The 22161-nt window shown below is 67.4% G+C and carries 23 protein-coding genes; 12 read left to right on the top strand and 11 right to left on the bottom strand.

Annotated features, from left to right (window positions below; all coding sequences use genetic code 11):
• Window positions 1-76 precede the first annotated feature (76 nt).
• The 4 genes from O0J73_RS13255 to O0J73_RS13240 all read left to right on the top strand — a co-directional run bounded on the left by O0J73_RS13255 (window position 77) and on the right by O0J73_RS13240 (window position 3431).
• Window positions 77-925, top strand: a complete 849-nt coding sequence (locus O0J73_RS13255; protein ID WP_049457749.1) for a MurR/RpiR family transcriptional regulator — start codon at window positions 77-79, stop codon at window positions 923-925.
• 15 nt (window positions 926-940) lie between these two features.
• On the top strand, window positions 941-1702 hold the full coding sequence (locus O0J73_RS13250) for a L,D-transpeptidase family protein (protein WP_308308884.1): 762 nt from the start codon (window positions 941-943) through the stop codon (window positions 1700-1702).
• Window positions 1699-3000: an amino acid permease gene (locus O0J73_RS13245; protein ID WP_053448599.1), complete on the top strand. Its 1302-nt coding sequence runs from the start codon at window positions 1699-1701 to the stop codon at window positions 2998-3000. The genes O0J73_RS13250 and O0J73_RS13245 overlap by 4 nt, the downstream gene beginning before the upstream one ends.
• A 107-nt stretch (window positions 3001-3107) precedes the next feature.
• Window positions 3108-3431, top strand: a complete 324-nt coding sequence (locus tag O0J73_RS13240; protein ID WP_004153917.1) for a hypothetical protein — start codon at window positions 3108-3110, stop codon at window positions 3429-3431.
• 44 nt (window positions 3432-3475) lie between these two features.
• Here the strand turns inward: O0J73_RS13240 and yiaA are convergent, their stop codons facing one another.
• Window positions 3476-3931: an inner membrane protein YiaA gene (gene yiaA, locus O0J73_RS13235; RefSeq protein ID WP_308308883.1), complete on the bottom strand. Its 456-nt coding sequence runs from the start codon at window positions 3929-3931 to the stop codon at window positions 3476-3478.
• 168 nt (window positions 3932-4099) lie between these two features.
• On the opposite strand from yiaA, the gene O0J73_RS13230 reads away from it, so the two are divergent.
• Window positions 4100-5266 carry a PQQ-dependent sugar dehydrogenase gene (locus O0J73_RS13230; RefSeq protein ID WP_308308882.1) on the top strand — a complete coding sequence of 389 codons (1167 nt, stop codon included), beginning with the start codon at window positions 4100-4102 and terminating at the stop codon, window positions 5264-5266.
• Between the two features lie 70 nt (window positions 5267-5336).
• Here the strand turns inward: O0J73_RS13230 and O0J73_RS13225 are convergent, their stop codons facing one another.
• The 4 genes from O0J73_RS13225 to folB form a co-directional block, all read right to left on the bottom strand.
• On the bottom strand, window positions 5337-5906 hold the full coding sequence (locus O0J73_RS13225; RefSeq protein ID WP_308308881.1) for a hypothetical protein: 570 nt from the start codon (window positions 5904-5906) through the stop codon (window positions 5337-5339).
• Window positions 5907-6035: 129 nt separating this feature from the next.
• Window positions 6036-8210, bottom strand: coding sequence for a glycoside hydrolase family 3 N-terminal domain-containing protein (locus O0J73_RS13220; protein ID WP_308308880.1), 2175 nt, complete (start codon window positions 8208-8210; stop codon window positions 6036-6038).
• A gap of 128 nt (window positions 8211-8338) precedes the next feature.
• Window positions 8339-9610, bottom strand: coding sequence for a mechanosensitive ion channel domain-containing protein (locus O0J73_RS13215; protein ID WP_004153913.1), 1272 nt, complete (start codon window positions 9608-9610; stop codon window positions 8339-8341).
• A 62-nt stretch (window positions 9611-9672) separates the two neighbouring features.
• Window positions 9673-10026, bottom strand: coding sequence for a dihydroneopterin aldolase (folB, locus tag O0J73_RS13210; RefSeq protein WP_005407807.1), 354 nt, complete (start codon window positions 10024-10026; stop codon window positions 9673-9675).
• A gap of 363 nt (window positions 10027-10389) precedes the next feature.
• On the opposite strand from folB, the gene O0J73_RS13205 reads away from it, so the two are divergent.
• A complete protein-coding gene (locus tag O0J73_RS13205; RefSeq protein WP_308308879.1) occupies window positions 10390-11049 on the top strand; it encodes a hypothetical protein in 660 nt (219 codons plus the stop codon).
• Between the two features lie 56 nt (window positions 11050-11105).
• On the opposite strand, the gene tsaD is transcribed toward O0J73_RS13205, so the two are convergent.
• Window positions 11106-12131 (bottom strand): tRNA (adenosine(37)-N6)-threonylcarbamoyltransferase complex transferase subunit TsaD, encoded by a 1026-nt coding sequence (gene tsaD / locus O0J73_RS13200; RefSeq protein WP_133936387.1) that lies wholly within the window; start codon window positions 12129-12131, stop codon window positions 11106-11108.
• 166 nt (window positions 12132-12297) lie between these two features.
• Here tsaD and rpsU point away from each other — a divergent pair, with 166 nt between their 5' ends.
• From rpsU to O0J73_RS13170, 6 genes are all read left to right on the top strand, one after another.
• A complete protein-coding gene (rpsU, locus tag O0J73_RS13195; protein WP_002808376.1) occupies window positions 12298-12513 on the top strand; it encodes a 30S ribosomal protein S21 in 216 nt (71 codons plus the stop codon).
• A gap of 134 nt (window positions 12514-12647) precedes the next feature.
• Complete coding sequence (locus O0J73_RS13190; protein WP_004153909.1) at window positions 12648-13091, top strand: GatB/YqeY domain-containing protein; 444 nt, start codon at window positions 12648-12650, stop codon at window positions 13089-13091.
• Window positions 13092-13194: 103 nt separating this feature from the next.
• Entirely contained in the window at window positions 13195-14139 is a 945-nt protein-coding gene (locus O0J73_RS13185; RefSeq protein ID WP_049457757.1) for a YihY/virulence factor BrkB family protein, read from the top strand.
• Window positions 14140-14200: 61 nt separating this feature from the next.
• Entirely contained in the window at window positions 14201-15940 is a 1740-nt protein-coding gene (gene dnaG / locus O0J73_RS13180; RefSeq protein ID WP_308308878.1) for a DNA primase, read from the top strand.
• A gap of 27 nt (window positions 15941-15967) precedes the next feature.
• Window positions 15968-16468, top strand: a complete 501-nt coding sequence (locus O0J73_RS13175) for a protein tyrosine phosphatase family protein (protein WP_308308877.1) — start codon at window positions 15968-15970, stop codon at window positions 16466-16468.
• Between the two features lie 28 nt (window positions 16469-16496).
• Complete coding sequence (locus tag O0J73_RS13170) at window positions 16497-17468, top strand: bile acid:sodium symporter family protein (RefSeq protein ID WP_308308876.1); 972 nt, start codon at window positions 16497-16499, stop codon at window positions 17466-17468.
• A 93-nt stretch (window positions 17469-17561) separates the two neighbouring features.
• Here O0J73_RS13170 and O0J73_RS13165 read toward each other — a convergent pair whose 3' ends face one another.
• The 5 genes from O0J73_RS13165 to O0J73_RS13145 form a co-directional block, all read right to left on the bottom strand.
• A complete protein-coding gene (locus tag O0J73_RS13165; RefSeq protein ID WP_197564134.1) occupies window positions 17562-18281 on the bottom strand; it encodes a hypothetical protein in 720 nt (239 codons plus the stop codon).
• A gap of 253 nt (window positions 18282-18534) precedes the next feature.
• Entirely contained in the window at window positions 18535-19341 is an 807-nt protein-coding gene (locus O0J73_RS13160) for a calcium-binding protein (protein ID WP_308308875.1), read from the bottom strand.
• A 96-nt stretch (window positions 19342-19437) separates the two neighbouring features.
• The gene (gene cyoE / locus O0J73_RS13155; RefSeq protein ID WP_004153903.1) at window positions 19438-20331 is read right to left on the bottom strand and encodes a heme o synthase; all 894 of its coding nucleotides are present in this window, start codon (window positions 20329-20331) and stop codon (window positions 19438-19440) included.
• Window positions 20332-20335: 4 nt separating this feature from the next.
• Complete coding sequence (locus tag O0J73_RS13150; protein WP_004153902.1) at window positions 20336-21499, bottom strand: COX15/CtaA family protein; 1164 nt, start codon at window positions 21497-21499, stop codon at window positions 20336-20338.
• 10 nt (window positions 21500-21509) lie between these two features.
• On the bottom strand, window positions 21510-22079 hold the full coding sequence (locus O0J73_RS13145; protein WP_040009144.1) for a hypothetical protein: 570 nt from the start codon (window positions 22077-22079) through the stop codon (window positions 21510-21512).
• Window positions 22080-22161: the final 82 nt, after the last annotated feature.

Raw genomic sequence — 22161 nt, 5'->3', positions numbered from 1 at the left:
CCACCCGCCCGACCCATTCCATGACACGCTCTACGCTGCCAACCGCAACGCCTTTGCAGACACCCGGACACCCCGCATGCCGCCCCTGCTGAAGATCCGTTCCGAGCGCGGGCAGATGTCGGCCATCGAACGCCGCATCGCCGACTTCATCCTCGACAACGCACACCTGCTGCGCGATTACTCGTCCCAGCAGCTGGCCAGCGCACTGGGCATCAGCCAGTCCAGCGTGGTGAAGTTCAGCCAGAAGCTCGGCTTCAAGGGCTACCCGGACCTGAAATACTCCGTCGGCCAGGATGTCGCCCGCGCCGGGGCTGACCCGCAGCAGGCACCGAGCGAGCCGGACAGCGGCGACGACTACCTGCGCCTGGGCGAGGCCCTGCGTCGCAGCAAGGCGCTGGCCGAAGAGGAAACCCGCCAGGCCAACCCGCGCGCGGAGATCGAACGCATCGTGCAGCTGCTCGACGACGCCCCGAAGCTGTTCGTGTACGGGCTGGGCGATGACGGCCTGTACGCCCGCGAGTTCGCCATGCGGCTGTCGCTGCTCGGGCTGCTGGTGGTGCCGCATACCGACCCGGTCCTGATGCTGGCCAACCTGTCGGCGGCACGCCCGAACGATGTGCTGCTGGTGTTCTCCGAATTCGGCAGCCTGCCCCAGCTGTCGCAGCTGTCGCGGCAGTTCCAGGACATGGGGGGCAAGGTGATTTCCATCACCCGCCATACCGCCAATCCGCTGCGCGCGCATGCGGATGCGGCACTGGCGGTCTGCGCGCACGACCGCACGCCGCAGGTCGCGCAGCTGCTGTACCGTAGCGCCATGCACGCCCTGCTGGATTTCCTGTTCGTGCTGCTCTGCCACGCCAATCCGGACCGCCAGCAGCAGCTGGCCGTGAACCTGGAGCGGATCGACCACCTGCTGGATTCCTGACCGGAGCGCACGTTGATGAAATCGCTGGTCCGTCTTGCCACCGCTGCGCTGCTGCTTGCCGCAGCTCTATCCGTTCATGCTGCGCCGCTGAACGGCGCGCGCCAGTTGATCGTGGTCACCAGCGAAGGCTGGGACAGCACCCAGGGCCAACTGCAGGCGTATGTACGCGATGGCAAGGGTTGGCACGCGCATGGGCAGCCATTCCCGGTGGCCCTGGGCCGCACCGGCAGCGCATGGGGGCTGGGCCTGCATCCGGCACAGGCCGATGGCCCGCAGAAGCAGGAAGGCGACGGCCGCAGCCCGGCCGGTGTGTTCGCGCTCGGCAGCGCGTTCGGCTACGCCGTCACCCGCCCCGGCACCGCGATGCCGTACCAGCCAATGCTCGACAGCAGCTACTGCATGGACGTGCCCGCCTCGCCGTTCTACAACCGCATCGTCGACGCGAAAAAGGTTGGAAAGGCAGCCGTGGAAGGCTCCACCGAGCCGATGCGGCTGGACCTGCACAACAAGGGCGACGTGCGCTACCAGCAGGGCTTCGTGATCGCCCACAACCCGGACAACCAGCCCGGCAAGGGCAGCTGCATCTTCGCCCACCTGTGGCGCCAGCCCGGCGAAGCCACGGCCGGCTGCACCGCCATGCCGCAGGCACGCATGCAGGCGCTGCTGGACTGGCTGCGGCCGCAGGACACGCCGCGCTTCGTGCTGCTGCCGCGCGCCGAGTACCAGCGCCTGCAGGCACAGTGGCAGTTGCCCGCGCTGAGCGGAGACGCACGTTGAGCGCGCAGGACGAACCGCAGCTGCAGCGCGCGGTCAGCCGCTGGCAGATCGTCGGCCTGTCGATCAACGATGTGATCGGCAGCGGCATCTACCTGCTGCCGGCCGCCACCGTCGCCCTGCTCGGGCCCTTCAGCCTGTGGGGCGTGGTCGCCGCCGGCATCGTCGTCGCGCTGCTGGTGCTGTGCTACGCGCAGGCCGCCAGCTACTTCGATGAACCGGGTGGCAGCTACCTGTATGCGCGCGAGGCGTTCGGCCGCTTCGCCGGGTTCGAGATCGGCTGGATGATCTGGCTGACCCGCATCAGCTCGGCCGCGGCGCTCAGCAATGCGCTGGCCGATGCGGTCGCACGCTTCTGGCCGTGGGCTGGCGCCGGCCTGGGTCGCATCGCGGTGATCGTGGTATCGCTGGGCTTCCTCACCGGGGTCAACATCATCGGCGTGCGCTCGGCCGCGCGCACCGGCGTGGTGCTGGTGATCGGCAAGATGCTGCCGCTGCTGCTGTTCGTGGCCATCGGCGCGTTCTACATTGATCCGCAGCTGGCGTTCTCCGGCCAGCGCCCGGACCCGCACGACCTGCAGCGCATGGGCGAGGCAGCGCTCCTGCTGCTGTACGCCTACGCCGGCTTCGAGAACATCCCGGCCGCCGCCGGCGAGTACCGCAATCCGCGCCGCGATATTCCGTTCGCGCTGATCACCATGATCATCACTGTCACCGTCATCTACGGCGCGGTGCAGGTGGTGGCGCAGGGCACGCTGGCCGGCCTGTCCAGCTCGGCTACGCCGCTGGCCGATGCCGCCGCCGGATTCGGTGGCGAGGCGCTGGCGCTGATCCTGACCATCGGTGCCACCATTTCCATCCTCGGCACCAACAGCAACACGATGATGATGGGCCCGCGCTTCCTGTTCGCGCTGGCACGCGATGGCTATGGGCCGAAGATCCTGGCGCAGGTACATCCACGCTTCCATACCCCGGCCGCGTCGATCCTGTGCCAAGGCCTGATCGCGCTTGGCCTGGCGTTGTCCGGTTCGTTCGTGCAGCTGGCGCTGCTGTCGATGACCACGCGCCTGTTCGCCTACATCGGTACCGCTGCTGCGGTGCTGGTGCTGGCCAAGCGCTACGCCGACCGCCCGGGCGCGTTGAAACTGCCCGGCGGCCCGCTGATTCCCGTGCTTGCGCTGCTGCTGTGCCTGGCGCTGTTCGCCAGTGCCAGCTGGCAGAACATCGCCGCCGCGCTGGTGGCGTTCGCCATCGGCGCGGTGATCTACAAACTGCCACGCAAGGACGCCGACGCCGGGTGAACGGTGGCGCGCCACGCCGGCAGATTGATCTGGCAATCACGCTGCCGGCCCCGGCCGTTAACCCGCCCACAGGCAGGATCAGGCTTCGTCCACAACGGAGCCCTTCCATGACCGAGTACCAGATTCCCGGCCGCGTACCGGACGACAGCACGCCGCGCGACGCGGTCAGCAACTTCTGGCGCGAGCGCTACACCGCCGAGCCGTACTACGACGACCAGCTGTTCTTCGAGGATTATGAACCGGCCTACCGCATCGGCCACGCCGCGCGTGCGCAGGACATCATCCGCGCCTACGAAGAGGTGGAGGGCGAGCTGGAATCACGCTGGACCAGCGAGCGCGGCCGCAGCCGCCTGGACTGGGCACAGGCACGCAGCGCGGTGCGCCGTGGCTGGGAGGAAGCGCAGCTGGCGGATCCGCGGCTGAAGCGATAGCGCCGGACTTGTGTAGAGCCGAGCATGGGCTCGGCTCTACAGAATCATTCCTGTTCCGGAAGCGGCGGCACGACCGCACTGCGCCTGCTCTCGCCGCCACCGGCGGCGATCAGGTCGCGGGTGTTCTTCTGCGCCGCCACCGCACCGAACAGCGACAGCGCGTACGCCATGCCGTAGAAGCCCTTCTCGCTCGATGCCAGGGTGGCGTTCCACAGCCCGACCAGCAGCAGCATCAGTGCCGACAGCAGCGCGAACCAGCACAGCGCGTAGTACAGGCCACTGACCGGGATGCCCTCGACGCGATCACGCACGCTCTTCTGCAGCGAGACCGCCGCGAACAGCCCGAACAACAGCAGGGTCAGGTAGTAGCCCTTTTCGTTGAGCGCCATCGAGGTGGCGTTGAACAGGCCGATCAGGTAGGCCGCGGCCCCCAGCAGCAGCGCCACCCATGAGGCGGCAATGAAGGCGGTGGACGGCTTGTGGGGCATGGCAGTGTTCATTGCAGATCCTTGGCAGTCAGACGGGCACGCTTTGCCCGGGCGTGCCCACCCTAGACGATCCCACAGCCGCCGCACAGGGGTCGCAGGACCTTCGGGCCACGACGGTCACGGCTGCGATGGTATACAAGGGACAGCCCGGCCATCCGCATCCCCGCACTGGAGATACCCATGACCCGCACGCCCCTGCTGCTCGCCCTCGGCCTGGTGCCGATCCTCGCCACCTCCGCCTGCAATGCTGCCGGTCCGGATACGACACCGGCCGCCGCCAACGCCGCTTCCACCAGCGCCGCCGACCAACGCCCGTTCACCGCCACCGAAGTCAGCCGCTTCGACCAACCGTGGGCGATGACCTTCCTGCCCGACGGCAGCCTGCTGGTCACCGAGAAGCGCGGCAAGCTGCAGCATCTGGATCTGGCCAGCGGCCAGAAGCATGAGATCACCGGCGTGCCGAAGGTTGCCTATGGCGGCCAGGGCGGCTTCGGCGACGTGATCCTGCATCCACAGTTCGCCCGCAACCACGTGATCTACCTCAGCTACGCCGAGGAAGGCACGCTGGATACCCGTGGTGCCGCCGTCGCCCGCGCCACGCTGGCGCTGGACGCCAATGGCGCCGGCCAGCTGAAGGACCTGAAGGTGATCTGGCGGCAGAGCCCCAAGGTCAGCGGCGAGGGCCACTACGGCCACCGCCTCGCCTTCGGCCCGGACGGCAAGCTGTGGATCAGCTCCAGCGAGCGGCAGAAATTCGATCCGGCGCAGGACATGAGCGGCAACCTCGGCAAGATCATCCGCCTCAACGACGATGGCAGCCTGCCCGCCGACAATCCGTTCGCCTCGCAGGGGGGCGTCGCCGCACAGGTATGGTCGCTGGGCCACCGCAACATCCTCGGCATGGCCTTCGATGCCAACGGCAAGCTGTGGGCACACGAGATGGGCCCGGCCGGGGGTGACGAACTGAACCTGATCGTACGCGGCGCCAACTACGGCTACCCGATTGTCTCCAATGGCAACCACTACGATGGCCGCCCGATTCCCGACCACGACACCCGTCCGGAATTCGCCGCGCCGAAGGTGACCTGGACGCCGGTGATCTCCCCGGCCGGCTTCGTGATCTACAGCGGCACCCTGTTCCCGCAGTGGAAGGGCAGCGGCTTCATCGGCGGCCTGTCCTCCACCTCGCTGGTGCGCGTGGCCTTCGACGGCGACAGCGCGCGCGAAGCCGAGCGCTTCAACATGGGCGAGCGCATCCGCGAAGTGGAACAGGGCCCGGATGGCGCGCTGTGGCTGCTGGAAGACGGCAGCAAGGCACGCCTGCTGAAGCTCACCCCGAAGACCTGACGCCCGGCAGTGCCGGCCGCTGGCCGACATCGCCCCTACCCAACGGCCCCGTACACGGGGCCGTTCTCGTTTACTGGATGGTGCCGACCTTCACCTCGGTGCGGGCGCAGGCCTTGTCCAGGCACTCGCCGGTCAGCCAGACCTGCCCATCACCGATCATCACGCCCTGCTGGTTGACGAACACCTTGCCGAAGTCCTGCCCGGACATCGCCTTGACCACCGCCGGCGTGATGATCTTCTCGTAGTTGCGCTGGAACTCGCCCGGCCCGCTGATCTTCTTGCCACCAGCGATGTTCAGCGGGAAGCGTACTTCCTCCACCACGGCCGCGCGGTCACCACTGACCACGGCGGTCTTGAACGCGTTGAACACCTTCTCGTATTGCGCCGCGTCGCCCAGCACGCTGTCGATGCGCGCGCGTGCGTCGCCCTCTTCGGCCGCGGCGGGGACGGCGTTTTCGCTGGCGTGTTCTGCCGCTGCCTGCGGTGCAGCGGCTGGGTCCGGCGTGGTGCTGGCTGCCGCTTCGGCCGGGGTGGAACCGGTCATCGGCGGCGGCGCATCGGCAGCAGGCTCGGCCGGCGGTGCCGGCTGCGAACAGGCGGCCAGCAGCAGGGCCGGAATCAGGAAAGCCATCTTGCGCATGCGCGAACTCCATCGGATCAAGGCCCCGATGGTAGCGCCGGGCCAGTGATGGCAACAAAAAGGGGACGGAGGGAATTAAGTCGTCTATGGCACAAACGACTTAATTCCCTCCGTCCCCTTTTTCTTCGATCAGCCCTTCAGCAGTTCGAACTGCACCGCTTCGCCAGCGGCCGACGAGGCGCACACCCACACCTCGAACTGACCCGGCTCGGCACGCAGCACGCCGTCGCGGCCGGTGAAGGCCAGCTGCTCGCGGGTCAAGGTGAAAACGACCTCCGCCGACTCGCCCGGCTGCAATGCCACCTTGCGGAAGTCCTTCAGTTCACGCACCGGGCGCACGCGGCTGGCCACGCGGTCGTGGATGTACAGCTGCACCACTTCCTCGCCTGCCACTTCACCGCTGTTGGTCAGTGTGGTGGTGAGGGTCAGGGTCTCGTCCCAGCCCAGCTGGGCCGCACTCAGCTGCGGCACGCCGTAGTCGAACGAGGTGTAGCCGATGCCGTGGCCGAACGGGTACAGCGGCTCGTTCGGAATCTCGCGCCAGCGCGCCTTGAACTCCGACATGGTCGGCAGCTCCGGGCGGCCGGTGCGCGGGTGGTTGTAGAAGTACGGCTGCTGGCCGGACACCTGCGGGAAACTGACCGGCAGGCGGCCGGACGGGCTGTAATCGCCGAACAGCACATCGGCCACGGCATGGCCGGTCTGCGTGCCCAGGTACCAGGTCACCGCCACCGCCTGTGCATTGCGCACCGCGCCCTGCAGCGCCAGCGCACGGCCGTTGCGCAGCAGCACCACCAGCGGCTTGCCGGTCATCGCCACGGCCTCGGCCAGCGCCTGCTGTGCCGGCGGCAGGGTGATCTCCACGCGCGACTGCGCTTCACCGCTGTAACGCTGCGGTTCGCCCAGCGCCAGCACCACCACGTCGGCGCGCAGGGCGGCCGCCACGGCCGCTTCGGTGCCCCCCACAATCGCGGCTTCCAGCTCGCAGCCGGGCACGATCTCCAGCAGCGCTTCATCGCCGATGGCGGCACGCACGCCGGTTTCCAGGTCCACATAGCGCTGCTTGTCGCCGAACAGCGTCCAGCAGCCTTCGATGTTCTCGCGGTCCTGCACGAACGGGCCGATCAGCGCGATCTTCTGCCCGGTCTTCTGCAGCGGCAGCACGTTGTCGCGGTTGTTCAGCAGCACGATCGAACGGCGTGCGGCATCGCGCGACAGTGCGTCATGCGCGGCGATGTGCGAGGTATCGGCTTCGCGTGCCGGGTCCAGCGAACGGTACGGATCGTCGAACAGGCCGATGGTTTCCTTCAGCCACAGGATGCGGCGCACGCCCTCATCCAGCACCGCCATCGGCACTTCGCCGCTCTCGACCAGGCCCGGCAGGTGCTCGGCGTAGAAACCGCTCTGCATGCTCAGGTCCAGGCCGGCGGTGAACGCCTTGGCGGTGGCATCGCGGTCATCGGCGGCGTAGCCGTGCGCGACCAGTTCCATGTCGGCGGTGTAATCGGAGATCACCACGCCCGGGAACTTCCACTCACCGCGCAGGATGTCGGTCAGCAGTTCGGCGTTGGCGCTGGCCGGCACGCCGTTGATGTCGTTGAACGAGGACATCACGGTGATCGCACCGGCATCGAAAGCGGCCTTGAACGGCGGCAGGTGCACGTCGCGCAGGGTCTGCGGCGAGATGTCCACCATGTTGTATTCCATGCCGGCCATCACCGCGCCATAGGCAGCGAAATGCTTCGGCGTGGCCAGCAGCGAATCGTCGGCGCGCAGGTCGCTGCCCTGGAAGCCGCGCACGCGGGCGGCGGCGAAGGCACAGCCCAGCACCACGTCCTCACCGGCACCTTCGGCGCCACGGCCCCAGCGCTGGTCGCGGGCGATGTCCACGGCCGGCGCATAGGTCCAGTGCAGGCCGGCGGCGGTCGCTTCGATGGCGGTGGCGCGGGCGGTGCGCTCGGCCAGGTCCGGTTCGAAGCTGGCAGCCTCGCCCAGCGGGATCGGGAACACGGTGCGCATGCCGTGGATGACGTCGGCGGCCAGGATCACCGGGATGCCCAGGCGGCTCTCCTCGGTGGCGACCTGCTGGATGCGGCGGCCCAGCTCGGCGCCGACACCATTGAACAGCGAGCCGACCTTGCCCTCGCGCACCTGCTGCAGCACCTGGTCGGCATTGCGCACGTTGGCTTCCGGGTTCACGTCCGGGGCGAACGGGCGGACCATGTCCGCGAAGACACCCAGCTGGCCGACCTTTTCCTCGACGGTCATCTGGGCAATGAGGGATTCGATGCGATCGGAGGCCACCAGCAGTCCTTGATGAAAACGTTTACAAGCCCGGCATTCTAGCGGTCCCGAGCCATTTGGCGAGAGGTTTCGTCATTCAGTTTCAGGCTCCAGCCGGATCCGTACGGTCCGGCCGGAGGCCTCGCAGCTTACTCCGAGCCGGCCAACTGGCGCTGCCCGGCCATCAACATGGCATCGCTGGAGGCCTGGAACACCCGCAGCCCGAAGGCCGGCAGGATCGCCAGCAGGTGGTCGAAAATGTCCGACTGCACCGCCTCGTACTCGCCCCAGGCGGTGCTGCGGGTGAAGCAGTACAGCTCCAGCGGCAGGCCCTCGGTGGTCGGCTGCAGCTGCCGTACCAGCAACGTCATGTCGGTATGGATGCCCGGATGGCTGCGCAGGTAGCGCTCCACATAGGCGCGGAACGTGCCCAGGTTGGTCACCCGGCGGCTGTTGACCTCGGCCACGCCCTGTTCGCGCAGGCGCCCGTTCCACTGCCCCAGCTCCTGCGCCTTCTCGTGCAGGTAGTCGCGCAGCAGTGCGAACTCGCCGAGGAAGGCCAAGTCACCCTCGTCCAGGAAGCCGACGCTGTGCTGGTCCAGGTACAGCGCGCGCTTGATGCGGCGGCCACCGGCCTCCTGCATGCCGCGCCAGTTCTTGAACGACTCGGTCACCAGCTTCTTGGTCGGGATGGTGGTGATGGTCTTGTCGAAGTTCTGCACGGTGACCGTGTGCAGCGCGATGTCGATGACGTCACCGTCGGCGTTCTGGCTGGGCATCTCGATCCAGTCGCCGATGCGCACGCGGCCATCGCCGCTGATCTGCACGCTGGCCACCAGCGACAGGATGGTGTCCTGGAAGATCAGCATCAGCACCGCCGTAGCCGCGCCCAGGCCGGTCACCAGGTAGCGCAGGTCCACTCCGGCCAGAGTGGCGACGATGGACAGCCCGGCGATCACGAAGATCACGATCTTGGCGACCTGCAGGTAGCCCTTGATCGGCTTGTTGCGTGCCTCGGGGCGGCGCTCGTAAAGGTCGTTGGCCGCATCCAGCGCATGCGATATCGCCAGCACCACGGTCAGGATCGCCCACGCCTGGCAGGCGCCAATGATGAAGCCGACCAGGCCGGGCGGCAGATCGGGCACGATGCGGATGCCCGAGGCGATCACCTGGCTGGGCACCACGTTCGACAGCCGCGAGATCACCCGCATCAGATGGCTGCCACGGCCGGTGTCGGCACCCGGCAGGCGGCTGAGCAGTCGCCGCAGCCCGCGCACCAGAATGCGCTTGGTCACCCAGTTGGCCAGGCCCGCTGCGACCAGCAGCGCCGTGATCATCAACGCCAGGTAGGCGCCGGGATAGGGTTCCAGTGTGTTCTGCAGCTTTTCCAGCCACTGTACCGCCACCACCGCGTCCACCATCGGTTGTCTCCTTGCTTTGTCGTTGTTGTTGGAATTGCCGGCCAGCGGCCGGCACGACCGGGTCAGTCCCGCGTGCGTTCGATGATCACGCCCACCGCGCGCGCGCCGCGCACCGCGCCCGGCTTGCTCAGCTTCAGGCGCAGCCACTTCACGTCGAACTCGTCCAGCACGATCTGCGCGCAGCGCTCGGCCAGGGTCTCGACCAGGCCGAACTCCGACTCACGCACGAACTGCTCCAGGCGCTTGCTCACCGCCTTGTAGTTCAGGGTGTGGGCGATGTCGTCGGTGGCTGCGGGGCGACGGTTGTCGAAGCCCATTTCCAGGTCGAACACCAGGTCCTGGCGGATCCGTCGTTCCCAATCGTAGATACCGATCAGGGCGTCGATCGTCAGCCCCTCGATGAAAACCTTGTCCATTGCGGTTACCAGCCGAATACAGGCAACCATGGTAACGGCACGGCGGTGAGCCTGACCGGAACGGGCGGTAGGCGGCCGGCAGGGACGCGGCACCAGAAAAAACAAAGGGCCCCGCTAGCGGGGCCCTTTGGTACTACCTTTGTCCCCGGGGGGAGCTTTCTCAAGCCGCGAGTCCCGGTGGCGCAGGTGCCCAGACTAGTCAGTCATCCAACGGTGGGTCAAGGCCAATCCCGACAACGCAGACCCTCGTGTTCGCCCCGGCCGAAACGCGGGAAACAGGCGACGCACGCAAGGAGGTTTCCTGATGGTGGCCGACTCGATCCCTCGACAACCTGCGTCTTCCCTTCACCACCGCACATCACGATGGCTGCATACGATGCATTGAGGCGCGCGTTGTCAGCGGAGCGGTCGTCGACCTACGAGAGAATCGCATCAACCTGCGGCCCTGACGTTACTGCCGAATCCCTGTACGTGTGGAACATGCGGATGTGCGGCGCGTTGATGATGCCGGTCCACCTGTGCGAAGTGGTCACGCGCAACGCAGCGGCATCGGCATTGGCCCGACAGCACGGCCCGCGCTGGCCTTGGAACGATGCCTTCAGACGCAGGCTACCTGCCTCTTCATCCACCTCAGCCAGAGCCGCGCTGGAACAGGTCGCCAGCCGCGCAACAGATACACCCGGGATCGTCGCTGACCTGCCGATGGTGTTCTGGCAGCAGCTCTTCACCTGTCGCTTCGACGCCACGCTGTGGATACCGGCGCTCGGGACGGTTCTGCGCCATGCGCCTGCAGCTCATCCAAGCGTGATCAGGAAAGCCATGCATACAGACATCGGGCGCATCCGCCACCTGCGCAACCGCATCGTCCACCACGAACCTATCCTGGAACGCGACCTCGGTGCCGACCTGGCCGCGATCGGGCGGCTGATCCATGCGCGCTGCCCGCATACGCTGGAGTGGCTGCAGCGCCACGAGCGGGCCACGACCGTGCTGGCGGCGTCGCCGTTGGGTGCGCGTGCGTAGCCTCGATCACGCGCAGTCGAGCATGGCTCGACGCTACAGAGCGCGGCGGTCGGGGTTCACACCGCCGGCAAGGTGGCCATGTCCCAGCGCGGGGTCACGTCCACCTTCGGCGGGCTGTGCTGGCCGGCCTGCAGGCGCAGTGCGCCGGCGAAGGCGATCATCGCGCCGTTGTCGGTGCACAGTGCCGGGCGCGGGAAGCAGGCACGGCCGCCGAGGCGCTCGGCCATCTGCTTCAGGCGTGCGCGCAGGCGCGTGTTGGCACCGACGCCACCGGCCACCACGATCACGTTGGTCCCCGCGGCTTCCAGCGCGCGCTCGCACTTGATCGACAGGGTCTCGACCACGGCATCTTCAAAGCCACGGGCGATGTCGGCGCGGGTCTGTTCGCTCTGGTCACTGTCGCGCCAGGCCATCAGGACCTGGGTCTTCAGGCCCGAGAAGCTGAAATCCAGCCCCGGGCGGTCGGTCATCGGCCGTGCGAAGCGGTACGCGCCCGGCGTGCCCTGCTCGGCCAGCCTGGCCAGCTGCGGGCCACCCGGGTACGGCAGGCCCATCAGCTTGGCGGTCTTGTCGAAGGCCTCGCCGGCTGCGTCGTCCAGGGTCTCGCCCAGCAGGCGGTACTGGCCGATCGCGTCCACCGCCACCAGCTGGGTGTGGCCACCGGACACCAGCAGGGCCACGAACGGCGCCTGCGGCGGGTCGTCTTCCATCAACGGCGCCAGCAGATGGCCTTCCATATGGTGGACGCCCACTGCCGGCACCTCCAGCGCCCAGGCCAGCGAACGCGCCACGCCCGCGCCCACCAGCAGGGCGCCGACCAGGCCGGGGCCAGCGGTGTAGGCCACGCCATCGATGTCGCCGACGCCCAGGCCGGCCTCGGCCAGGGTCTGGCGCACCAGCGGCAGCAGCTTGCGCACGTGGTCACGGCTGGCCAGCTCGGGCACCACACCGCCGTACTCGGCGTGCAGGGCGATCTGGCTGTAGACCGCATGGGCGCGCAGGGCCGCGCTGCCGGCCAGGTCGGTGTCATACACCGCCACGCCGGTCTCATCACAGGAAGATTCGATGCCAAGGACTCGCATGCCTGCTATTATGACGCCCCTGCCGCCTCCTCGGGGGACGCGCAGGTCTCACTGCTTTCGAACCTCTGGCCCGTATTCAGGGTTGGCCGCTTGCAGTTTGTCTATTCGCCGCTATAATGTGCGGCTCGCCGGGCGTGACCCGGTTCTACTGTGTCCCGGAGATTCCATGCCCAGCGTCAAAGTCCGCGAGAACGAGCCCTTCGAGTTTGCTCTTCGCCGCTTCAAGCGCACTTGCGAAAAGGCCGGTGTGCTGGCCGAAACCCGCAAGCGCGAGTTCTACGAAAAGCCGACCCAGGAGCGCAAGCGCAAGGCTGCCGCTGCTGTGAAGCGTCAGCTGCGCCGCTCGTCGCGCGACGTCACCAAGCGTCAGCGCCTGTACTGATCGGACGCATCTTCATTGCGGCGGGCTCGTCCTTCCGCGGTGAAGCCGAAGCCGGCACGCGCGAGCGTCGCCGGCTTTTTGCGTTTCCGGGTCCGGGCATCCGCCCCGCCCTACCTACCACCACGAGGTTCCTCATGAGCATGAAGCAGCAGCTCACCGAAGACATGAAGGCCGCCATGAAGGCGGGCGAGAAGCACAAGCTGGGCGTGATCCGCCTGATCAACGCCGCCATCAAGCAGCGCGAAGTGGACGAGCGCATCGAGCTGGATGACACCGCCGTGATCGCTGTGCTCGACAAGATGGTCAAGCAGCGCAAGGACTCGGTCAGCCAGTTTGAAGCCGCCAACCGCGAAGACCTGGCCGAGATCGAGCGTGCCGAGATCGTGGTCATCGAAGCCTACCTGCCGGCCAAGATGGGTGAAGCCGAGATCGTGGCCGCCATCCAGGCCGCCATCGCCGAAACCGGTGCTTCCGGTCCGGCCGACATGGGCAAGCTGATGGGCGCGCTGAAGCCCAAGCTCGCCGGCCAGGCCGACATGGGCCTGGTGTCCAAGCTGGTCAAGCAGCAGCTGGCGTAAGCCATTGCCGGGGTCGGATCCCTTTCGCGTTGCGGAAGGGCTCTGACCCCATCGATGCACCCGCTTCACCGCACCTTCGACCCCCGGCTGCTACAACATCCCCATGGTCGAGCCATCGCACTCCCCCGCCGACACGCGTCCCCACGGCATCCCCGCACGGCTTCGCCACTACGCTGATCGCCTGCAGGACAGCTTCCCGATGGCGGTGGCCAAGCGCTTCGTCGAAATCGACGTGCTGACCCAGGCCGCCTCGGTCTCCTTCTACGCCCTGCTGTCGATGGCGCCGCTGCTGGTGCTGCTGCTGTGGCTGACCGCCTCGTTGTACCCGCCCGCGCAACAGACGCTGATCAGCCAGATCGGCTCGGTCGCCGGCAGCAGCGTGGCCAGCGTCGCCGACACCGTGCTGCACAACGCCAACAGCCAGCCCAGCGTCGGATCGCTGGCCGGGCTGTGGAGCACCTTGCTGCTGTTCGTCGGTGCCACCGCCGTGTTCGCCCAGCTGCAGAACGCGCTGAACCGGATCTTCCACACCAGCGGGCAGCGCCTGGAGGGCATCAAGGCCTGGCTGCGCAAGCGCGTGTTCTCGTTCGGCGTGGTGCTGGCGCTGGGCTTCCTGCTGATCCTGTCGATGACCGCCACCACCGCGCTGCAGGTGGTGTTCGCGCAGCTGCCCTCTGTACTGCCGGCGATCGGCTACCTGACCTCGCTGCTGCTGTACACGCTGGCCTTCGCCTTCCTCTACCACTACCTGCCGGACCGCCGCGTGGCCTGGCGCCAGGCCTTCATCGGCGGCGCCATCACCTCGGTGCTGTTCACCCTGGGCCGTTATGGCATCGGCGTCTACATCGCTACCGTGGCCCCGGGCAGTGCCTACGGGTCGATGGGCGCACTGGTGATCGCGCTGGTCTGGATCTACTACGCCACCGCCGTGTTCTTCGTCGGTGCGCTGATGACCGCGGTGATCGACGAACGCCAGCATGCACGGGCGCAGCTGGCCCGTGCCGGCGCTGAAGGCCAACAGGCCGGTCCCGGCATCGCCAGCGAGTAAACTAGGGGAACCTGCCGCCCCCTGCAGCGCGCCCTGGCGGCCGCGCCCCGTTCTGTTGCCCATGGCCCGTATCCCCGACGCTTTCATCGACGACCTGCTGGCCCGCACCGACATCGTCGAGGTGGTGGGCAGCCGCGTGCCGCTGAAGCGCCAGGGCAAGGAGTACGCGGCGCGCTGCCCGTTCCATGACGAGCGCTCGGCCTCGTTCACGGTCTCGCCCACCAAGCAGTTCTATCACTGCTTCGGCTGCGGCGCGCACGGCACCGCCATCAGCTTCCTGATGAACTACGACCGCCTCGAATTCCTCGATGCGGTGGATGAACTGGCCAAGCGCGCCGGCATGGAAGTGCCGCGCAGCGAGAACCCGCGCAACGCCCAGCAGCAGGACGACAGCCGCGAGCTGTACTCCGCGCTGGATGCGGCCACGAAGTTCTTCCAGAAGAACCTCGAAGGCAGCGAAAAGGCCCGCACCTACCTGGACGGCCGCGGGGTGGACGAGGAAAACCGCGCGCGCTTCCAGATCGGCTATGCGCCGGACGGCTACAGCGGCCTGCGCGATGCGCTGGGCAAGGACGAGCGGCGGATGAAGCTGCTCGACCGCGCCGGCCTGTTTTCCAAGAACGACCGCGGCCACGTCTACGACAAGTTCCGCGACCGGGTGATGTTCCCGATCTTCGACCGTCGTGGCCGTGTCATCGCCTTCGGCGGCCGCGTGTTCGAGAAGGACGACGGCCCCAAGTACCTCAACTCGCCCGAGACCGCGCTGTTCCACAAGGGCCGCGAACTGTACGGCCTGTGGCAGGTGCGCCAGGCCAACCAGAAGATCGAGCGGCTGATCGTGGTCGAGGGCTACATGGACGTGGTCTCGCTGTTCCAGTTCGGGGTCACCCAGGCGGTGGCGACGCTGGGCACCGCGACCACGCCGGACCATGCCGAGCTGCTGTTCCGCAACGCGCCGGACGTGTTCTTCTGCTTCGACGGTGATGCCGCCGGCCGCCGTGCCGGCTGGAAGGCGCTGGAGTCGGTGCTGCCGCGCATGAAGGATGGCCGCCAGGCGTTCTTCCTGTTCCTGCCCGACGGCGAAGACCCGGACACCATCGTGCGCAAGGAAGGCGCCGAGGCGTTCAACGAGCGCCTGAAGCAGGCCACGCCGCTGTCGCAGTTCTTCTTCGACGAACTCACCCGCGAGATCAACCTGGGCACGCTGGACGGCAAGGCACGCCTGGCCGAGCGCGCCAAGCCGATGCTGGCGCAGATTCCCGATGGCGCCTTCGGCGACCTGATGAAGCAGCAGCTGGCGCAGCTGACCGGCCTCGGCGGCAATGCCGCGTCCGCGCGCGCACCAATGCCGCAGCGCCAGCCCTCGCGAACGATCCAGCCGGTGGCCAAGCGCAGCCTGGTGCGCGGCGCGATCGCCGTGCTGCTGCAGCAGCCCTCGCTGGCGCTCACGCTGGGCGGCCAGCATCACTTCCAGGGCCTGCGCCTGCCCGGGGTGGAGCTGCTGCTGGAACTGCTGGGGCTGGTCGAGCAGCGCCCGGACATCAGTACCGGCGCCCTGCTGGAACACTTCGACGGCCGTGAAGAGCAGGCCTCGCTGCATACGCTGGCGGCGCAGACGCTGCCTGGCACTGAAGCCAGCTGGACCCAGGAACTGCACGACGCCGTGGCCCAGCTGGAGAAACAGCTGCTGGTGCAACGTCTGGAGGAGTTGTTGGCAAAGCAGCGCCAGCAGGGTCTGGACGATACTGACAAGTACGAACTGCGCGAGCTGCTGAAGGCCCGCGCCGGACTGCGCCTGTAGCGGCAGATTGCTTTCCCGGAGAGGACCATGCTGCTGCGCCTGACCTGCCTGCTGTTGTTGTCGCTCTGCCTGCCGCTGACGGCCCTGGCCGAAAACGCCCCTCTCAATGAAGTCCGCCCCGGCCTGTATGCCGGCGGCCAGCCCAGCGCCACACAACTACAGGCGTTGGCTGCGCAGGGCGTGCGCACGGTGATCGACCTGCGCCAGCCGGATGAGGACCGCGGCTTCGACGAAGCCGGCATGGCCGAATCGCTGGGCCTGCGCTACGTACGCATTCCCGTGGCCGGGGCCGATGGCCTGGATGCGGCCAACCTGCGCGCCGTGCACCAGGCCCTGCAGCAGAGCGCAGGTCCGGTGCTGCTGCACTGCGCGTCCGGCAACCGCGCCGGTGCCGTGCTCGGCCTGGTCACTGCGCGCTACGAACACGCCAGCCCGGAACAGGCCCTGCAGCTCGGCCAACGTGCCGGCCTGACGTCGCTGGAAGCTGCCACCCGCCAACGCCTGGCCGCGCCCGCCGCTTCACCCTGACTCCTCCGCCCCAAGGACTCTGCCCACCATGACCCGCTGGTGGTCGCGCCTGCGACCTGACAACTTCACCCTCGCCCTGCTGTGCACCGTCGGCCTGGCCTCGCTGCTGCCGATGAAGGGCGCCGCCGCCATCGTCCTCGACGACGTCACCACGGTGGCCATCGCAGCGCTGTTCTTCCTGCATGGCGCGCGCCTGCCGCGTGAGTCGATCATCGGCGGCATGCTGCACTGGCGGCTGCACCTGACCATCCTGGCCTGCACCTTCATCCTGTTCCCGCTGCTGGGCCTGATGTTCAAGCCGCTGTCCGGCTGGCTGCTGACCCCGGAGCTTTACCTGGGCGTGCTGTTCCTGTGCACCCTGCCCTCCACCGTGCAGTCGTCCATCGCGTTCACTTCAATGGCGCGCGGCAACGTACCCGCAGCGGTGTGCAGTGCTTCACTGTCGAGCATCCTTGGCGTGTTCCTCACGCCCCTGCTGCTGACCGCACTGGCCGGCACCTCCGGCGGCATCCACGATCCGCTGCATGCGATCGGCGGCATCATGCTTCAGCTGCTGGTGCCGTTCGTGGCCGGCCACCTGCTGCGGCCGTGGATCGCCGGCTGGGTGGAGAAGCAGCGCGCGCTGCTGCGCTATACCGATCAGGCCACAATCCTGCTGGTGGTGTACTCGGCGTTCGGCGAGGCCGTCACCGAGGGCCTGTGGAGCAAGACGCCGCTGCTCTCGCTGCTGGCCGTAGCGGTGGTTGCCGCCGTGCTGCTGGGCATCGCCATGCCGCTGATCACCTTCATTGCCCGCCGCCTGCGCTTCAACCGCGAAGACGAGATCGCCATCGTGTTCTGCGGCTCGAAGAAGAGCCTGGCCACCGGTGTGCCGATCGCCAAGGTGCTGTTCGCCGGCAGCAGCCTGGGCGCCATCGTGCTGCCCGTGATGATCTACCACCAGATCCAGCTGATCGTCTGCGGCGTGATCGCGCAGCGGTATGCCAAGCGCGCGCCCTGACCGGGCGCGCGGGTTGTTGCCGGAACACGCATCCGCGCATGGCGTGCATCCATAGTAGATCCACGCCATGCGTGGATGACTCTCGCAGCGCCGCTAATCCACAATATCCGCAGCGATGTCGTGCAGCACTCGCGCGTTGCGCTCCACGTCGCTCCCCCGTTCGCCGGTGGCGATCAAGCTGTAGGTCTTGCTGTCTCCTGTCCAGGCAAGCTCGACGCGGGTGCGGCCGGCACTGTCCGCGCTCTTCTTCACGTGCGCGGGCGCGCCTTTCACCGTTGTGTTCTGTGCCTCGGCGATGACCTCGATATGCGTGCCCGCAGCGACGAAGTTGTTCTCGCTGAATTCCACGACGCCGACGCCTTCCAACTGGAAGAAACGGCTCAGTCCCGAGGACCTGCCTCCCTCCAGCGCGCCACTGGGCTCCATCCCTATCAGCTCGGCCGGACCCAGGAGGCTGGCTGCCAGGCTGCTGGGCGGCTGCGGCAGGCGCTGGCGCAGTTCCGACGCCGACCGCTGAGTGCGGGGCACGGCCGCCAGCATTTCAGCCTGTGAGGGGATGTTCCCTGCTGCAGCCTGCACGACACCGTTGGATCGTTCGATGTCAGCGCGAAGCTGCTGCTTCACTTGTTCGGGCGCATCCAGGTCTGCCAACCGCACGACACGGTAGCTGCCCGCAGGAGACGTGCTCGCCTGTGCAGCCGCCTGCATGACGCGTTGCTGCAGCCATTGCCCGACTGCGCCCGCCTCTTCATCCGGTGCAGGTGCATTCACGGCGATCGCCACGAAGGCACCGCACAGCAGAAGGAACTTCATCACGACCACCTTGCTCCACAGAATTGCGAGTCATCCCGCAACACCTGTATATCTGGCCTGGATCAACCGGCTTGTTGAATGAGTTTGCATCTATGACCCATCGCGCGCAGGAAGCTGAAAGCACGGCAAAGCCCTACAGCGTGGCGGCCTGGTCAACGGGCGCAATGGCGGCCTTCGGTCGCAGAAGCCGACACTGAATACAGCAGATTCCGCGGGAAACCATCCACGCATGGCGTGCATCTACTGGTACCCATCACGGTTCCAGCAGCGTGCCAACGCTCAGCTTTTGCATCCACACCCACAGGTCGTACTCGCGGCCGGCATGAGTGTTGACCTCCGGCCCACGCGCTGGCCGTTCGAGCAGGGCCAATGCCTTGCAGCGATCCATGCATCCCCAGAAGTGACCGCGCAACGCTTCCAGCCGCACGCTGTAGATATCCAGGTCGCGCAGTGCCGATGCCATCGGCTGGGTCTGCATCTCCGGCGGCGCATCGGCCGGGCGCTGCAGCATGGCGTGCACATTGCCGGTCAGCACGACCATGCGTGCGCCTTCAGGCAGGCGCCGGTACAGGCGCCGCAGTTCGGCGGCCATGCGGTCATCGCGGGCCTGGCTGCCGCCGTCACTGTGATTGACGTCGTAGCCCACCACCTCGATCGCGCGCCCCTGCGCTTTCAGTGCGCGCAGGCCTTCGATCATCGCCAGCATGTCGCGGCTGCGGCGACCATCGTGCTGGTCATCGCGCAAGGTCCAGAACGCGCGGCCGTGCAGGCGCTGGCGTGCCGCGGCCCCGCCATCGGAAGCCAGGTAATCACGCAGCGTCGAGTTTTCGCCGCGCGGCAGTTCCAGTGCCAGCAGGATCGGGCCGTTACGACTGTAGTCGTCCACCAACTGGCGCACCAGCAGCGGTGTCTCGCGGGTGCCGTGGAATTCGCCCAGTACCAGCAGGCGGTGGTCGCCGGCGTGCTGGCGGATCTGCGCGGCGGTGTCGTCGGCACGCGCACTGAGGGCCATGCCCAGCGCCAACAGAAGCGCAGCGGTCCAGCGGAAGATCGAATGCATCCCTGCTCGTTCCTTTCCTTGGGGTCAGGAACAGCAATGGAGACGTCTCAACCGCGGTTCAAGGTAATCCACGCCATGCGTGGATGCATCAGCCCGTCACAACCAGGGCAGGATCCAGTGGTCGACCAGCAGGAAGGCGAACAGCGCCATCAGGTACACGATGGAGTAATGGAACATCTTCATCGAGAACAGCTCGTCCGGCGGGTCCAGCATGCGCCAGGCGTACCAGAGGAACACGGCGTTGAGCACGATCGCGCCGCCAAGGTAGAACGCACCGCTCATGCCCACCAGGTACGGCAGCAGGCAGACCAGCGCCAGCACCACCGAATACACCATGATCTGCTTGCGGGTGTGCACCACGCCGTGGGTCACCGGCAGCATCGGGATCTCGGCCTTGGCGTAGTCCTCGCGGCGGAAGATCGCCAGCGCCCAGAAGTGCGGCGGGGTCCAGATGAAGATGATCAGCACCAGCAGCGATGAATACGCCCAGTCGGACGAGCCCTGCATGCCGGTCACCGCCGCCCAGCCCAGCATCGGCGGCATCGCGCCGGCCAGGCCACCGATCACGATGTTCTGCGAGGTCGCGCGCTTGAGGTACACGGTGTAGATCACCGCGTAGCCGATCAGCGAGGCGAAGGTCAGCACCGCGGTGATCAGGTTCACCCACAGCACCAGGATGGCCATCGACAGCACGATCAGCACGCCGGCAAACACCAGCACCTGCCACGGCTTGACCTTGCCCACCACCAGCGGCCGCCACGAAGTACGCGCCATCTGCGCATCGATGTGAGCGTCCAGCAGCTGGTTGATCGCTGCGGCCGCCGAGGCCGCCAACCAGATGCCGAGGAAGCCGAGCAGGCCGGCGCGCACCTGCTCCCAGCTGGGCACGCCGGGGATGGCCAGGACCATGCCGACCAGCGCGGTGAAGACGATCAGGGCGACGACCTTGGGCTTGGTCAGGTCCCAGTACTGGCGGTAATTGGAAAACATGGAATCAGTCCGGGGCACGCAGGCGGGCCAGCAGGCTGACCAGCACGAACAACAGGGCAACGGCCACGCCGTTGTGGGCCACCGCCACTTCCAGCGGCAGCGCCAGCTTTACATTGAGGATGCCGAGGGTGACCTGCAGCACCAGCAGCGCGATCAGCGCGCTGGCCCAGCCACGCATGCTCGGCAACCGGAACAGGCGCACGCCCAGCCACAGCAGGTAGACGGCCACCACCACCGCGAACATGCGGTGCGCCATCTGGATGGCGATGCGCGAGGCGCCGTCCAGCACGCCGCCTTCGTAATCCACGCCGATGCCACGCCACAGGGTGAAGCCTTCGACGAAGTTGTGCTGCGGCCACCATTGGTTGGCGCAACGCGGGAAGTTGTCCAGCGAGGCGCTGCCGCCACCGCAGGCCAGCGCCGCGTAGTTGGCGCTGACCCAGCCACCCAGTGCGATCTGGGTGACCAGCACGGCCACGCCAATGCGCAGCAGCCACTTCAGCTTTGGCGCTTCGGCCAGGGTGATCGGCATGTGCGTGGCGCGCCAGGCCATCCACACCAGCAGGCCGAACATCAGCATGCCGCCCAGCAGGTGGCCCATCACTACGATCGGCTTGAGCAGCAGGGTCACCGTCCACATGCCCAGCAGGGCCTGGAAGATCACCACCGCCAGGGTCAGCAGCGCAGCGCGCGCCAGGTCGATGTTGCTCCAGCGCAGCGCGGCGATCAGCAGGATCGCCTCGCCGATCAGCGCCAGGATACTGGCGGTGCCATGCCAGCCCATCATGTACAGCGGTATGCCGGCGGCCACCAGTACGCAGGCGGTCACCACCGCCGTGCTTCCGAAGCGCCGCTTGCGCGTGGCCAGCAGGGCCAGGGTCAGGATTTCGATGCCCAGCGCACCGGCCAGGAAGCGGTGCACCTGTTCACGCCAGGCCTTGTGGGTCTCCAGCGGGCGGATCTCCGCCGCCGGGTGGCCGATGGTCTCTTCCACGTGCTGCGGCCAGGTGGCCTGCCCGTAGCAGGTCGGCCAGTCCGGGCAGCTCAGGCCGGCGTCGGACAGGCGAACGAAGGCGCCGAACATGATCGTGCTCGCGGTCATGATCATGGCGAACCACGCCAGGCGGTGGAAATTGCGGTGCAGCGCCGGACGCGCGGAAAGGCTCATCAAACGGGACTCACTTCAGTTTCAGCAACGTGGCCATGTCCTTGCGCAGGCCACCGAGGTCGGAACCCGGGGCATGGCGCATGATCACGAAGCCGTTCGGATCGATCACGTAGACCGGCAGTCCCGCCGGATCATCGACGCCCGGCAACGCCGCGCGCAGGGCTGGCGACGGAGCCAGCGGCCGCAGCGCGGGCAGCGAGGCGATCGACGCCGGTGGCGTACCCAGCCACAGGATCTCGACATTATCGGCGTTATGGCCGAACAGCTGCCACACCTTGCCCAGTCCCTGCGACAAAGTGACGCACTGTGCATCGCAGGCACCGGCCGGGGCCACCAGCAGGCGCCAGGTACGGGCCTCGGGATTCCATGGGTAAGGCTGGCCGCTGGCCAGGGTCGGCGCCTGCTGGCGCAGGTCCACCGGTGGCTTCAGCAGCTGGCCGGCATTGCGGTGCCCGGTCGGCTGCCAGCCCGAGAAACGCAGCACGGCGGCCAGCGCCACCGCCCCGAAGAACACGGCAAACAGCAGTACCAGGGTCCGGCGGCCGGAGCCGCGCGCCTGCGGGGACGTAGCAGTGTTCATGCGGGGCATTTTCTCACGGTTGGGAAAGGGATGCGGGTGCGGTACCCCGGTAGTGCCGGCCGCTGGCCGGCATCCAGGATTC

Origin of the sequence: Stenotrophomonas sp. Sm6012 (genome assembly GCF_030985895.1) — a bacterium.
In the GTDB taxonomy this organism is placed as follows: domain Bacteria; phylum Pseudomonadota; class Gammaproteobacteria; order Xanthomonadales; family Xanthomonadaceae; genus Stenotrophomonas; species Stenotrophomonas forensis.
This window is presented reverse-complemented; position numbering and strand designations above follow the sequence as displayed.